This window comes from Streptomyces sp. BK79 (assembly GCF_044142145.1).
Taxonomy (GTDB): Bacteria; Actinomycetota; Actinomycetes; order Streptomycetales; family Streptomycetaceae; genus Streptomyces.
Window position 1 is genome coordinate 42976 of record NZ_JBHVOC010000002.1, and the last position, 14742, is coordinate 57717.

Sequence of the window (14742 nt, forward strand, 5' to 3'; positions counted from 1 at the left end):
TTGATGTCGCAGATGCCCCAGCAGGCCGCTGTGTCGAAGTGCCCGAGCTGCGAGGAACCCCTCGAGTCGGGCGACCGTTTCTGCGGTGCGTGCGGATACGACCTGTCCGCCGTGCCCGCGCGGCCCGAGGACAGCCCGACGATCGCCATGAACGGCGTGGTGCCCGCGCCGTCACCGGCGCGCGACGGCGTGGACTGGCCCGCGGCCCGGGACTCGGACGGCTTCGGCCGGCCCGCCCCGCCGCACGTGGCCGCCGAGGTGCCGGGCACCGACTCGGGCGGCTCCCCGCTGCCGCCCCCGCCTCCGCGGGCCGCGCCGCCGATGCCGGCGGTCCCGCCGGAATCCGCCGCGCCCGGCGTGCGGTTCGACCACCCCGAAGGGCCGCGCGAGCCCGACGAGTACCCGCTCCAGGCGCCGGACCCGAGGTCGGCCGCCGAGCCGCCGGTCCCCGCCGAGCCGCCGACGGCCTCCGGGGCGGCGGCACCGTCCGGGGCCAATGCTCCGTCCGGGGCCGAGAAGGTGTGCGTGGCGTGCCGCACGGGCCGGGTCGACGACGACGGCTACTGCGAGAACTGCGGGCACGCCCAGCCCCGTGAACGCGACCACATGGAGCAGGAGTCGGGCCCCGTCGCCGCGGTCAGCGACCGCGGGCTGCGCCACCACCGCAACGAGGACGCGTTCTCCGTCGGCTGCACCGCCCTGCCCGACGGCGCGCCCGCCTCCGTGGCGATCGTCTGCGACGGCGTGTCCTCCGCGACCCGCCCCGACGACGCCTCGCTCGCCGCGTCCCGGGCGGCCGGCGAGTCGCTGCTCGGCGCCCTGCCGCGCGGTACGCATCCGCAGCAGGCCATGCACGACGCGATCCTCGCCGCCTCGCGCGCCGTCAACGCGCTGGCCGAGGAGCCGAGGACCGCACTCGAACAGGCCCCGCACCAGAACGCCCCCGCCTGCACCCTGGTCGGCGCCGTGGTCACCGCCGGCCTGCTGGTCGTCGGCTGGGTCGGCGACAGCCGCGTCTACTGGGTGCCGGTGGACCGCGGCACCCCGCCCGCCCGGCTCACCGAGGACGACTCGTGGGCCGCGCAGATGGTCGCCGCCGGCCTGATGAGCGAGGCCGAGGCGTACGCCGACGAACGCGCCCACGCGATCACCGGCTGGCTCGGCGCCGACGCGTACGAACTGGAGCCGCACACCGCGTCCTTCAAGCCGGACCGTCCCGGCGTCGTCGTGGTCTGCACGGACGGCCTGTGGAACTACGCGGAGTCGGCCGAGGAGATGGCCGAGGCCGTGCCCCTCGACGCCGCCACCCGTCCGCTGCACAGCGCCCGCGTCCTGGTCGGCCACGCCCTGGACGGCGGGGGCCACGACAACGTAACAGTGGCCCTCCTGCCGTTCCCGGCGCCGTCGCAGGGGGCAGGATCGGCCTGAGGCCCCCCGCGAGGGCACGGGGTACGCGCGCGGTGGCCTCGCGGGCCGCAGGGGGCGGTCCGCGCCAGCAGCCATCACCCCACCACCGTGGGGACGTAGAGGGGGATGCGAACCGGCATGGCCAATTTCTCGAAGTCGAACGTGCCGCAGTTCTCGGTGGACGTCTACCAGAACGAGTACCTGCCCGAGGGCGGCCGTGAGGTCAACGCCATCGTGACGGTCACCGCGACCGGCGGCGGCACGATCGGGAGCGCGGTCGCCGCGCCCCACCTGTACTCGCCGGGTCAGGGCCCGTCCGCGGCCGTGGCGCTCATGGTCGACTGCTCGGGCTCGATGGACTACCCGCCGACCAAGATGCGCAACGCCCGCGACGCGACGGCCGCCGCGATCGACACCCTGCGCGACGGCGTGCACTTCGCGGTGGTCGGCGGCACGCACGTGGCCAAGGAGGTCTACCCCGGAGGCGGCCGGCTCGCGGTCGCCGACGCCACCACCCGGGAGCAGGCCAAGCAGGCGCTGCGCAGGCTGAGCGCGGGCGGCGGCACCGCGATCGGCACGTGGCTGCGGCTGGCCGACCGCCTGCTGTCGTCGGCGGACGTCGCCATCCGGCACGGCATCCTGCTCACCGACGGCCGCAACGAGCACGAGTCGCCCGAGGACCTGAAGGCGGCGCTGGACGCCTGCGCCGGGCGTTTCACCTGTGACGCCCGGGGCGTGGGCACCGACTGGGAAGTGAAAGAAGTCACAGGGATCGCCTCCGCCCTGCTCGGCACCGCGGACATCGTCGCCGATCCGGCCGGTCTCGCCGCCGACTTCACGCGGATGATGGAGACGGCCATGGGCAAGGAGGTCGCGGACGTCGCCCTGCGCCTGTGGACCCCGGTCGGCACCACCGTGAAGTTCGTCAAGCAGGTCGCCCCGACGGTCGAGGAGCTGACCGGCCGCCGCACCGAGGCGGGCCCGCGCGCCGGGGACTACCCCACCGGTTCCTGGGGCGACGAGTCCCGCGACTACCACGTCTGCGTGGAGGTACCGGCCGCGAACATCGGCCAGGAGATGCTGGCCGCCCGCGTCTCCCTGGTCATCCCCGAGCCCGACGGCAGTGTGCAGAACCTCGGCGCGCAGGGTCTCGTACGGGCCGTGTGGACGGACGACATGGCCGCCTCGACGTCGATCAACCCCCAGGTCGCCCACTACACCGGGCAGGCGGAACTGGCACAAGTCATCCAACAGGGGCTCGATCTGCGCAAATCGGGAGACATCGACGGAGCAACGGCCAAACTGGGCCGGGCGGTTCAGCTCGCGGGAGCCTCCGGAAACGCGGATACCGCGAAACTGCTTGCGAAGGTGGTGGACGTGGTCGACGCGGCGGCAGGTACTGTGCGACTCAAAGCGAAGGTCGAGGAGGCCGACGAGATGACTCTCGAGACCCGGTCGACGAAGACTGTTCGTGTGAAGAAGTGACGCAGGACAACAGAGTCCACAGCCCGCAAGAGGGGGAAGCTCCGACATGCCGACCTGCCCGAACGGACACCAGTCGGGTTCCGACGACTGGTGCGAGGTCTGCGGTCACCGCATGGCCGGTGCCGTGCCGCCCCCTCCCCCGCCGCCCCCGGGCGGTGGCTACGGCTTCCCGCCGCCCGCCGGCCCCGGTGGTCCGGGCGGCGGCCCGGGTGCTCCCGGTGGCCCGGGCGGCCCGGGTGCCGAGCCTCAGCTGTGCCCGCAGTGCCGCACGCCGCGTGAGGGCGGGGCGCCGTTCTGCGAGGAGTGCCGGTGGAACTTCCTGACCAACACCGCGACGTCGTACACCCCCGCCGCCCCGCGTCCGCCGGCCTCCGGTGGCCCGGGCGGTGCGGAGGGCCCTGGCGGTCCCGGCGGTGGTCCCGGCGGCGGTCCCGGCGGTCCTGGCGGGCGCTTCCCGCAGCCGCCGACGGGTCCGTCGTACGGCGGCGGTGACTCCTTCGACTACCAGGGCTCCCGCCCGTCCCAGATGAACCGTCCCGCCGAGCCGATCCCGCCGGGCCCGCCCTTCGGCGGCGACCCGTCGGGTCAGGGTGGCCCGGGTGGCGGTCCCGGCGGTCGGACCGGCGGCCCGGGTGGTCCGGTCGGCGGTCCCGGTGGCCCGGGCGGTCCGAACGGTCCGAACGGTCCGAACGGTCCGGGTGGCCCCAACGGCCCGGGTGGTCCCAACGGTCCGGGTGGCCCGTTCAACCCCGGTGGTCCCGGCGGCCCGAACGGTCCCTCCAACCCCTTCAACTCCGGCGGCCCCGGCGGCCCCGGCGGCCCCGGCGGCCCCGGCGGCCCGGGTAGGCCGAACGGTCCCTCCGGTCCGCCCGCCGCCCCGCCCGGCTTCGGAGCCGACCCGTCGCGGCCGGTCCCGCCGCCGCCCGGGCCCGTTCCGCCGCCCCCGGGACCCGGTGGGCCGGGAAGTGCCCCGCAGGGGTACCAGCAGTCCGGTTCGCCCGCCCCGCCCGCCTTCCCGCAGGAGACCGGCCGTCCGCAGCAGGGCGGCCCCTCCTTCGGCGGCGACGACGACTGGGTGCTCTCCCCGCCGTCCACCGGACAGGGAGGACCGGGGGGACCGGGAGGCCCCGGCGGCCCGAACGGCCCGGGTCCGGCCCAGGGCAGCGGCTACGGCTACCCCCAGCCCGGCGCCGGCCAGGCCCCGCCGCCCCCGCCCGGCGGCGGCTACGGTTTCCCGCACCAGCCCCAGCAGTCCCAGCAGCCCCACCACCCGCAGCGGCAGCAGCCGCAGCGGCCTCAGGGCCCGGCGACCTGGACGGCGACCATCGGCCCGGACCGCGACTACTTCATGGCGATGATGCAGCGCTCCGGCCCCGAGGCCGCGGGCCTGAACCTGCCCGCGTACTCGCCCGAGCAGCAGCGCGCGCTCACCGGCAACCAGATCACCATCGGCCGCCGCCGCCACTCCACCGGCGACACCCCGGACATCGATCTGGCGGTCCCGCCGGAGGACCCGGGCGTCTCGCACCAGCACGCGGTGCTGGTGCAGCAGCCGGACGGCAACTGGGCCGTCGTCGACCAGAACTCGACGAACGGCACGACGGTCAACGGCGGCGAGGAGCCGATCCAGCCCTTCGTGCCGGTACCGCTCCAGGACGGCGACCGGGTGCACGTCGGCGCCTGGACGACGATCACCATCCGCCGGGGGTGACCCCGGCGCCGTCCGTCAGGTGAACGGCCAGGCGTACAGGCCCTCCGGGTCGTCCAGCCACGCCCAGGCCCGTTCGCCGCGGACGGTGATGCCGTACCGCTCGCGGCCCGGGGCGCCCTCGCGGTCCCAGAGGGCGTACGCCTCCTGCGGGTCGAGGCTGCCCCGGCTCAGCGCCAGCAGGAAACGGAACAGGTCGTCCTCCCGGGCCCGGCGCGGCACTCCGCCGAGGCCCGGCGTCTGCGGCTCGTCCCGCTCCGCGCCGCGCAGCGGGACGAAGTACGCGGGGGTGTGCAGGAAGCGCCCCTCGGCGTGCTCCGCGTCGCGGACGGTGAGGACGACCAGGCCGGTGGCGAGCGGCGTCAGGATCCGGCCGCCGGGGCGGCACTGGGCGAGCCAGGCGCGCGGCACCGAGGGCAGCGCGCAGGTGGCGAGGACGCGGTCGTAGGGGGCGCGTTCGGGGACGCCCCGGGCGCCGTCGCCGGTGACGACGGCCGGGTGGTACCCGGCGGCGGCCAGGTGCCGGCGGGCCGACTCGGTGATGTCGGGGTCCAGGTCGACGGTGGTGACCAGGCCGTCGTCGCCGAGGCGGTGGGCGAGCAGGGCGGCGTTGTATCCGGTGCCGGCGCCGATCTCCAGGACCCGGTCGCCGTCCGTGACGCGCAGCTCCACCAGCATCTCGGCCATCAGCGACGGCTGGCTGCTGGAGGAGAGCAGTTCGCCGTCGCGCAGCCGGGTGGCCAGCGGGGCGTCGGCGTAGGCGCCGCGCACCCAGCGCTCGCGGGCGCCGGGGTCGGGGTGCTCGCCCCACCGGCGTTCGTAGCCGCCCCGGACGCCGACGTAGTAGTACGGCACGAAGAGGTGGCGCGGGACCGTCGCGAAGGACTCCCGCCAGACCGGGTCGGCCGTCCAGGCGCCGCTCAGCTCGATCTCCCGCACCAGCTCCGCCCGCGCGGAGGCGGCGAGGCCGTCCAGCTCCGGGTGCCCGCCCATGCCTCCACGGTACGGGCCCGGCGGCGGTCCTAAGCCTCGAGTCCTATGTCCACCCGTCTGAGACCATGGACGGCGTGAATGAGATTCGGCGCGGCACGCTACAGGAGCAGACCTTCTACGAGCAGGTCGGCGGGGAGGAGACCTTCCGCCGGCTCGTCCACCGTTTCTACCAGGGGGTGGCCGAGGACCCGATCCTGCGGCCGATGTACCCGGAGGAGGACCTCGGACCGGCCGAGGAGCGGTTCGCGCTCTTCCTGATGCAGTACTGGGGCGGCCCGACGACGTACAGCGACAACCGCGGCCACCCGCGGCTGCGGATGCGGCACGCGCCGTTCGCCGTCGACCGGGCGGCGCACGACGCCTGGCTGAAGCACATGCGGGTCGCCGTGGACGAGCTGGGGCTCTCCGAGGAGCACGAGGCGACGCTGTGGAAGTACCTGACGTACGCGGCGGCCTCGATGGTCAACACGGAGGGCTGAGCGCGCCTTCCGAGGGCTGAGCGCGCCTTCCAGGGGCTGTGATGCGCGGATTCCGGCCGTCCGGCGCCGGAATCCGGTCACGATCCGGTCAAGTCCGCGTCGCGAACGGTTACCCGCGGCCCGTCCCCTCTGCCATCCTCGCCCGAAGGCCGGGACGAGGCCGGGACGAGGCCGGGGGGCCGGGCGGTGGGGGGCCGGGTGGCGGGGTTCGGGGGACTCGCGGGGTTCGTGCTGCTGCGCGCGCGGGCGCACCGCCTGCTGCTCGCCGCCGCCCTGCTCACGGTGCTGCTCACCACGACGGTACTGGCCACCCTGACCGCGTTCTCCGGCGCCGTCGGGGACGCCGCACTGCGGCACGCCCTGACCGACCCGGGCAACGCGGCCGACGCCGCGCTGGTCGTGAAGGCGGAGGTACCGGCCGGGCAGCGGTCCGCCGCCGGCGCCGCCGTGCGGGAGGGGGCCGCGAGGACCTTCGACGGCCTGCCGCACACGGTGCGCACTCTGGTCCGCTCGGGCCCGTACGCGCTGCCGTCCGCCGCGAGACCCCGGTCCGAGCGGTCCGGCGACCCCGACCTGACGTACTTCGCGGCCCTCGACGGCACCCAGGTCCGGATCGACGCAGGACGGATGCCCCGTGAGCCGGCCGACGGGGTCGTGGAGGCGGCGCTGCCGGTGAACGCCGCCGAACGGCTCGGCGTACGGCCCGGCGACCGGTTCACGCTCACCGACCGCCTCGACGGTCCCGCGGTGCGGGTGGTGGTCACCGGCCTGTACCGGCCGGCCGACGGCGGGGCACCGTACTGGCGGCTGGACGACCTGGACGGGCGCGGCGTCGAGCAGGGCGGTTTCACCACGTACGGGCCGCTGCTCGCCCCGGCCGGTGTGCTGAACGGCGGCCGGGTCAGCGCGGGCCCCTCGGGGTGGCTGGTGACGGCGGACTACGGGTCGCTGACGGCCGGCCGGACGGACGCCCTGCGGGACGCGGCGCACGAGGGCACGACGTGGCTGCGCGGCCGGCCCGTGCTCAGCGGCACGACCGCGGCGACGACCGCCCTGCCCGAGATCCTGGACCGCCTCGAGCGCGCGCTGGTGGTGTCCCGGTCCACCGTCCTCGTCATCGCCCTCCAGCTCGCGCTGCTCGCCGGCGGCGCGCTGCTGCTGGTGGCCCGGCTGCTGAGCGTCGAACGCGCGGGAGAGCTGGGGCTGTTGCGGGCGCGGGGCGCCTCCCGGGTCCGACTCGCCGGGGTCTCCGCCCTGGAGGCGCTGCTGCTGGCCGGGCCCGCGCTGCTCTGTGCGCCGCTGCTCGCCGGGCCGCTGATCCGGCTGCTGGCCGGGCAGGGTCCCCTGGCCCGGACCGGGTTGCGGTGGGACGCCGCCGCCGACGGTGACGGCGCGGTGTGGCTGGTGGCGGCGGTGGCGGCGTTCGGGTGCACGCTGGCCGTGACGCTGCCGGCGCTGTCCTCGGCGGTGGGCGCCCGCGGCCGGGCGAAGCCGCTGCCGGCCCCGCTGCGCGCGGGCGCGGACGTGGCGCTGCTGGTGCTCGCCGGGATCGCCTACTGGCAACTGGACCGGCAGACCTCCGACCCGGGCACCGGCACCGGCACGGGCGGGGGCGGGGGCGTCGACACGGGCACGGGCGTCGGCACCATGTCGGCGTCCGGTGCCGGGCCGGGCGCCGGGTCCGGGTCCGTTGCCGGGTCCGGCGGCGACCCCGGCACGCTGGGCGTCGATCCGCTGCTCGTCGTGACGCCCGCGCTGGCGCTGCTGGCCGGGACCGTACTGGCGCTCAGGCTGCTGCCGCTGGTGGCACGCCTGGCCGACCGCCGGGCGGCGAGCGGGCGGGGGCTGACGGCGGCGCTGGCGGGCTGGCAGCTGAGCCGCCGCCCGATGCGGGGAGCCGGTCCGGTGCTGCTGCTGGTGCTCGCCGTCGCGCTCGGCACGATGGCGATCGGGCAGAGCGCCTCCTGGTACCGCTCGCAGGACGACCAGGCCGACTTCCGTACGGGGGCTCCGGTGCGGGTGCTCGCCGCCGGTGAGACGGCACCCGGCCGCACCGACCGCGTCGCGGCCGTCCCCGGCGTGGCGGAGGTCGCCCCGGCGGCCCGCACCACGCTGTCGCTGTCCGGCGGCCGGACGGCCACCGTGCTGGCCCTGGACACCTCCCGCGCGGCGGACACCGTGCTGATGCGCCCGGACCTCGCGGACGAGCCCCTGCCGGAGCTGCTGTCCGGGCTGGCCCCCGCGCGGCCGTCCACCGGCGTGGAGGTGCCGTCCGGTACGGCGGCCCTGACCCTGACGGCGACCCTGTCCGGCCGGAGCTTCCCCACCTCGCCGGACGACCCCGCCGATACCGGCCCCACCGACGCCGGACCCGCCCCCACCGACGCCGGGCCCGCCGATACCGCCCCCACCGACGCCGGACCCGCCTTCGGCCGGTCCCCGTCCGCGATGGCGGCGGACGTGTGGGTGACCGTCGAGGACCGCTGGGGCACCCCGTACCGGCTGCCGGCCGGCCGGCTGGCCGCCGACGGCCTGGAGCACCCGCTCACCGTGGACGTCTCGGCCGTCCCCCTGACCCTGACGGGGATGGAGCTGGTCATGACCCAGCCGTCGGGCGAGGACGAGCAACACCGCCTGACGGTACGGGAGGTGACGGCCACGGCCACCGGCGGGGCCGTGCGGCGGGTGCCGCTGCCCGGCCGCTGGACCGGGCACTCCGACGTGTCCGGGCCGGCCGCCGTACCGGCCGGGGCGGGTGGCCCGTCCCCGCCGCGGGTGCTGCCGTCGGCGCCGTTCGCCGTCGAGTACTCCACCGGCCGCACGGAGGACCGGTACACGACGCCGTCGGCGCTGACCGTCCGGTTGCGGGTCTCCGGGCCCCGGCCGCCCGAGGTCACCGCCGTCGCCACCGATCGCTTCCTCGCCTCGGCGGGCGCCCGCACCGGGCAGCGCGTCGGCGTGACGCTCGGCGGCGAGCGCGTGCCGGTGCGGATCGTGCGCGCGGTGCGGGAACTGCCGACCGCCGCCCAGGACACCTCCCCCACGCGCTCCGGCGGTGCCCTGCTGCTGGATCTGCGGGCGGTGAACCAGGTGCTCCAGAGCCGGTACGGGACAGCCCTCCCGCCCTCCGAGTGGTGGCTGCGGACCGCGCCGGGCGGGACGGAGCAGGCCGTCGCCGCGCTGCGGGCCTTCCCGGACACCTCGCCGTCCCGGGTCCTGGTGCGCGACGAGGTCGCCGACCGGCTGCGCGACGACCCGTTCGGCGCGGGTCCCGGCGCGGCGTTCGCGGCGGCCGCCGGGGTCGCGGCGGCACTGGCCGCGCTCGGCGTCGCGGTGAGCGCCGCCGGTTCGCTGCGGGACCGGGGCACCGAGTTCGCGGTACTGCGTGCCCTCGGCGCCTCCCGCGCGCGGCTGGCCCGCGCGGTCGCCGTCGAGCAGGGCGTGCTGGTCGGCCTGGCCCTGCTGACCGGCGCCGCCCTGGGGGCGGTCCTGACCCGGGCGGTGATCCCGCTGACCGTGCTGACCCCGCAGGCCGCCCGGCCCGTGCCCGGCGTGCACGTGACCCTGCCGTCCGACCGGGTCGCCGTCCTGCTGGCCGCGACGGTGCTCGCCCCGCTGCTGGTGACCGCGGCGCTCGCGCTGCGCCGGACGGATCCGACGGTGACGCTCAAGCAGCACGGAGGTGGCGGAAGGTGAGCCCGGTGACCGCCCCCTGGGTACGCACCCGGCTGCGGGCCGCCCCCGGCGCCGCGGGCGCGCTGGCGCTGCTGGTGGCGCTGACCGCGTGCCTGGCGGCCGCGTTCCCACGGGCGGTGGACCGGTACACGGACGACGGCCTGACCCGGGCCGTCGGACAGTCGCACCCCGACCGGAGCAGCGTCCTGGTGTCCGCGGGCCCCGGCCTGAACGACGACCCGGCCTACCGTGAGGCCGAGTTGGGCCCCAAGGACCTCACCGCCTACTACGGGTCGATCCTGGACGCCGTCGAACACCCCCTGGTCATCGACGAGTCGCGGTCGGCGTACGGGGTGCGCACCACGTCACCGCTGTCGGCGCCGGAGAAGTGGCTGGCCCGGCCCGACGGACTGCCCGCGCAGCTGGTGCTGGCCGCACCGCGGGGCCTCGCCGACCACGCCCGGCTCCGCTCCGGCCGGCTGCCCCGGACCGGCGGCGGCCCGGTGACCGCTTCGACCGCCCGGGTGGAGGCCGCGGTGACCGAGGAGACGGCCCGCGCCCTGAACATCGAGGTCGGCTCGGTCGTCCACGTGCCCGGGCGCAGCCGGCTGGCCGTCCACGTCACCGGCGTCGTCGCGCCCCGTGAACCCGACGGTGCCTACTGGTCCGTGTGGCCGGTGCTGCGCACCCCCTCGCTGCTGCGGGAGCCGGGGGCCCAGGGCCCGGACGCCCGCACCTTCTGGCGCGGCGGCCTGCTGCTCGCCCCGGAGGCGGGGCCCGCGCTGCTGGGCACGGACGGCGACCCCGTCCGCTACTGGCACCTGGTGCCCGACACGGACGCGCTGCACGCCCGCGACCTCGACGGGCTGAACTCCGCCGTGGCCGCGCTGGAGTCGGGCCCGGGCGCGGAGCGACTGCGCGCGATGATCAGCCCGTTGACGGAGATCGAGACCGGCCTCGACGACGTGTTGTCCACCTACGACCGGCTGCGCGGCGACATCGCCCCGCTGGTCGCCGTCGCCGCGGCGGGTTCCGGCACGGTCGCCGCCGTCGTACTGCTGATGACGGGCGCCCTGGCCGCCGAACGGCGCCGCGCCGAACTCGCCCTGCTGCGGGCCCGCGGCGCGTCCCTGCCGGGGATGACGGGCCGGCTGCTGGCGGAGACGGCGGTCGTGGCCCTGCCCGCGGGCGCCCTCGGGCTGGCCGTGGCGGTGTGCGCGCTGCCCGGCGCCCGGCTGGCCCCCGCGCTCTGGGCGGCGGGCGCGGTCACCGCCGTGGCCTGTCTCGCGCCGCCGCTGCGGGCCGCCGCCGCGCACCGCGCCGTACGGCTGCCCGGTGGCCGCCGGGACGCGGCGTCCTCGCGTGCGTCCCGGCGCCGTACGGTCGCCGAGCTGACGACCGTGACGCTGGCGCTGGGCGCGGTCGAGATGCTGCGCCGGCGCGGTACGGCGGGCACCTCGGGGGAGCTGGTCTCGCTCGCGCCGGTGCTGGTGGGGGTGGTCGCCGCGCTGGTGCTGGTCCGCCTGCATCCACCGGCGCTGCGTGGCCTGGCCCGGCCGGCCGGGCGGCTGCGCGGCGCGGTGGGGCACCTGGCGCTGGCCCGCGCGGGCCGTACGTCCGCCTCCGCCGTGCTGCCGCTGCTCGCGCTGCTGACCGCGTTCACCACGGCGGCGTTCGGCGGGTCGGTCCTGGCCGGCGTGTCGGACGCCCGGGACCGGGCCGCGCTGGTCGCGGTCGGCGCCGACGCCCGCGTCGAGTCGCACGGCCCGCTGCCGTCCGGCCTGCGCGAGCGCGTCGCGCGGGCGCCCGGGGTGCGCGCGCTGACCGAGGTGAGCGTCGCCTACCAGGCCCAGGCGGCGGAAGGCCGCCGGTCCCTGCCGGTCGCGGGCGTGCGCCCCGGCGCCTATGCCGCGCTGGCGGCGCGGACGGGGCTCGGGGAGTTCCCCGAGGGGGAGCTGGTGCGGCGGGGCGGCGCGCGGGACCCGCTGCCGGCGCTGGCCTCCCCGGCGGTCGCGGAACGGTTCGGCACCGGGCCGTTCCCGGTCCGCATGGAGGACGGCACCTTCGTCACCCTCCGAATCGTCCTCGTCCGCGACCGCACCCCGGCGGTCTCTGGTGAGGACTTCCTGGTCGTGGACCGGGCCGGGCTCTCCGCCGAGGCGGCCCGGCCGACCGCGCTGCTGCTGTCCGGCGGCCACCCGGACGCGGACGCGCTGCGCCGCGCGGCCGGCGACGCCCCTCTCGTGCAGCTCCGGTCCGAGGAGCGCGCCCGGTACGTCGACTCGCCCCTCCAGTCCGGCGCCACGCACGTCTACACGGCCGCCGCCCTGGCCGGCGCCGGCTACGCCGCCCTGGCCCTGCTGCTGTCCCTCGCCGGGGCGGCCCCCGAACGCGCCGCCCTCCTCGCCCGCCTGCGCACCATGGGCCTCACCCCGGCCCAGGGCCGGCGCCTGCTGGTCCTGGAGTCCCTGCCGCAGGCCGTGCCGGCCGTCGTGGGGGGCGTGCTGACCGGCTGGGCGGCGATCCGGCTGCTCTCCCCCGGCGTCGACCTGACCGTGATCGCCCTGACGGCGTCCTCGTCCCCGGCGGGCCGCGTCCAGCTCCGCCCGGACACGTGGTCGCTGGCCGTCCTGGCGGTCGCGGTGCTGCTGCTGACGGTGGGGGTGGCGGCGGGACAGGCGTGGTGGTCGGGCCGACGCGGTGCGGTGGCGGAACTGCGGGCGGGGGACACGCGATGACCACGCCGGCCCGCCCCACCGCGGCCCCTTCCCGGAGACCTCGACGAGCGGGCCGGACCGAGGACCGCGGCGCTCACCGGTGATCCCGGTGACCAGCGACGAGCAGCGACGAGCAGCGACGAGGAGAGCGAGACCCCGATGACGACGACCGACCCGGACCCCACCCTCGCCGAGCTGGCCGACCGCGCCACCGCGTCCCGCGGCCGTCCCGCCTACGGTCACGACGCCCTGATCACCTGCGACCGCGTGGTCCGCGTCTTCAGCACCGACGGTGTGGAGGTGCAGGCCCTCCAGGGACTCGACCTGCTGGTCCGCGAGGGCGAGCTGATGGCGCTGGTGGGCGCCTCGGGCAGCGGCAAGTCGACGCTGATGAACATCCTGGCCGGCCTGGACACCCCCACCGCCGGCGCCGCCCGGGTCGCGGGCCGGGATCTGCTGGCGATGACGGCGAAGGACCGGCTGGCCTACCGCCGTTCGGTGGTGGGCTTCGTCTGGCAGCAGACGTCCCGCAACCTGATGCCGTACCTGTCGGCCGCCCAGAACGTGGTCCTGCCGATGCAGCTGGCCGGCACCGGCGGACGGCGCGCGGCACGCGCCGCGCGGGCGCTGGAACTCCTCGACCTGATGGGGATCGCCGACTGCCGCGACCGCCGCCCGCACCAGATGTCCGGCGGGCAGCAGCAGCGGGTCGCCATCGCGGTGGCCCTGGCGAACGACCCCGCGGTGCTGCTCGCCGACGAGCCCACGGGCGAGCTGGACTCGCACACCGCGGAACAGGTCTTCGGCGCCTTCCGCACCGCGAACGAGCACCTGGGCACCACCGTCGTCCTCGTCACCCACGACCAGGCGGTGGCCGGCGAGGTCAGCCGCACGGTCGCCATCCGCGACGGCCGCACCTCCACGGAGGTCCTGCGCCGCAGCGAGGTCGACGCGGCGACCGGCGACGAGCGTGTGGTGGCCCGGGAGTACGCGATGCTAGACCGCGCGGGCCGGCTCCAGCTGCCCGCCGAGTACACCCGGGCCCTGGACATGCGCGACCGCGTGGCCCTGGAACTGGAACCCGACCACATAGCGGTACGCCCGGACGACAGCGAGGGAAACCGCACGACAGCGAGGGGAACCGAGTGACCGGCGGCCCGGTTCGGCGCGCGCCGACTCAGCGCACGCTGATGCCCAGGGCGCCGGTGCCCGCCCGGCGCAGGGCCACGGACCCGTAGGGCGTACGCAGCCGCAGCCACGTGCCCGAGGAGAACAGCGTCGGCGCGTCCCCGCCGGAACCGGACGCCCCGGAGGGCCGCAGGAAGCCCAGGGACTGGGCCGCGTGCACGGCCCGCACCGGCAGCCCGGTCTCCCCGACCGTCCGGGACCATATCTCCCGCCCGATCCGGTCCAGCTCGGCCCGCGTACGCTCCTCGGGCGCCAGTTCACCCGTACGCGACCGGAACTCCGCCACCGCCGCCGCGACCAGCGCGCGCAGGGCGTCCGGGGCGGGCAGCCCCGGCTCGGGCCGCCAGCCGCCGCGCGGCGGCAGCACCCCGGCCCACGGAGGGCCGGTCACGGCGCCCGGAACACCGGCGGTGGCCGCCGCCTCGTCCACCGTCTCCAGCAGCTCACCGGCGGACACGGTCACGTCCAGCGTGACGTCGAGCCCGTTCTCGTACGGCTTGGCCAGCCGCGCCGTGCGCACGGCCAGCACCTCGAAGGAGGGCGGCCGGCCGAAGACGGCGAGGGCCGTGCCGGCCGCCTGGAGCCGCACGGCCGCCGAACGGTCGTAGTGGAGCAGCCTGGAGAGGAAGGCCGCGAGATCCGCGGCCTCCCCCTCGTCGGCGAGGTGGAGGACCGTCATGCGGCGACGGCCCCCTCCTTGGCGTCCGTGTACTCCTCGAGGAACTCCCGTTCCTCGGCGGTGATCCGGCGGGGCCGCTGGGCCTCGAAGTCGAACGGCACGATCACCGTCGAGGCGCGGACGTAGACCACGTCCCCGTCCTTGACCTCGTAGGTGAGCGTGAACGACGCGGCCCTTATCTCCGTGACCCACAGCTCGACGTCGACCGGGTGGTGCCGGTGGACGAGCTGCCGCTTGTAGTCGATCTCGTGGCGCGCCACCACCGACCCCTGCTGGAAGTCCTTGTCCGGGCGGAACAGGAAGTCGATACGGGCCTCCTCCAGGTAGCGGAGGAAGACCACGTTGTTGACGTGGCCGTACGCGTCCATGTCCGCCCAGCGCAGTGGGCAGCGGTAGATGTGCCGCAAGATC

10 protein-coding genes are annotated in these 14742 nt (G+C 76.7%); 7 read left to right on the forward strand and 3 right to left on the reverse strand.

The genetic code is table 11. The annotated features are described in order from the left end of the window. Positions 1-3: 3 nt before the first annotated feature. From ACFIF2_RS02260 to ACFIF2_RS02270, 3 genes are all read left to right on the forward strand, one after another. On the forward strand, positions 4-1428 hold the full coding sequence (locus ACFIF2_RS02260; RefSeq protein WP_395570740.1) for a PP2C family serine/threonine-protein phosphatase: 1425 nt from the start codon (positions 4-6) through the stop codon (positions 1426-1428). 117 nt (positions 1429-1545) lie between these two features. Next, positions 1546-2892 (forward strand): VWA domain-containing protein, encoded by a 1347-nt coding sequence (locus ACFIF2_RS02265; RefSeq protein WP_395571029.1) that lies wholly within the window; start codon positions 1546-1548, stop codon positions 2890-2892. A gap of 46 nt (positions 2893-2938) precedes the next feature. Further along, positions 2939-4603, forward strand: a complete 1665-nt coding sequence (locus tag ACFIF2_RS02270) for an FHA domain-containing protein (RefSeq protein ID WP_395570741.1) — start codon at positions 2939-2941, stop codon at positions 4601-4603. A 15-nt stretch (positions 4604-4618) separates the two neighbouring features. Here the strand turns inward: ACFIF2_RS02270 and ACFIF2_RS02275 are convergent, their stop codons facing one another. Next, a complete protein-coding gene (locus ACFIF2_RS02275; protein ID WP_395570742.1) occupies positions 4619-5593 on the reverse strand; it encodes a methyltransferase domain-containing protein in 975 nt (324 codons plus the stop codon). Between the two features lie 65 nt (positions 5594-5658). Here ACFIF2_RS02275 and ACFIF2_RS02280 point away from each other — a divergent pair, with 65 nt between their 5' ends. The 4 genes from ACFIF2_RS02280 to ACFIF2_RS02295 all read left to right on the forward strand — a co-directional run bounded on the left by ACFIF2_RS02280 (position 5659) and on the right by ACFIF2_RS02295 (position 13613). Then, the gene (locus ACFIF2_RS02280) at positions 5659-6072 is read left to right on the forward strand and encodes a globin (RefSeq protein WP_395570743.1); all 414 of its coding nucleotides are present in this window, start codon (positions 5659-5661) and stop codon (positions 6070-6072) included. A 198-nt stretch (positions 6073-6270) separates the two neighbouring features. Further along, a complete protein-coding gene (locus tag ACFIF2_RS02285) occupies positions 6271-9768 on the forward strand; it encodes an FtsX-like permease family protein (protein WP_395570744.1) in 3498 nt (1165 codons plus the stop codon). After that, positions 9765-12485 (forward strand): FtsX-like permease family protein, encoded by a 2721-nt coding sequence (locus ACFIF2_RS02290; protein ID WP_395570745.1) that lies wholly within the window; start codon positions 9765-9767, stop codon positions 12483-12485. Before ACFIF2_RS02285 ends, ACFIF2_RS02290 begins: the two co-directional genes overlap by 4 nt. A gap of 138 nt (positions 12486-12623) precedes the next feature. Further along, on the forward strand, positions 12624-13613 hold the full coding sequence (locus ACFIF2_RS02295) for an ABC transporter ATP-binding protein (RefSeq protein WP_395570746.1): 990 nt from the start codon (positions 12624-12626) through the stop codon (positions 13611-13613). Positions 13614-13641: 28 nt separating this feature from the next. Here ACFIF2_RS02295 and ACFIF2_RS02300 read toward each other — a convergent pair whose 3' ends face one another. Both ACFIF2_RS02300 and ACFIF2_RS02305 read right to left on the reverse strand, forming a co-directional pair. After that, the gene (locus tag ACFIF2_RS02300; protein WP_395570747.1) at positions 13642-14331 is read right to left on the reverse strand and encodes a hypothetical protein; all 690 of its coding nucleotides are present in this window, start codon (positions 14329-14331) and stop codon (positions 13642-13644) included. Beyond that, positions 14328-14738, reverse strand: a complete 411-nt coding sequence (locus tag ACFIF2_RS02305) for an acyl-CoA thioesterase (RefSeq protein WP_395570748.1) — start codon at positions 14736-14738, stop codon at positions 14328-14330. The genes ACFIF2_RS02300 and ACFIF2_RS02305 overlap by 4 nt, the downstream gene beginning before the upstream one ends. Between the last annotated feature and the right edge of the window lie 4 nt (positions 14739-14742).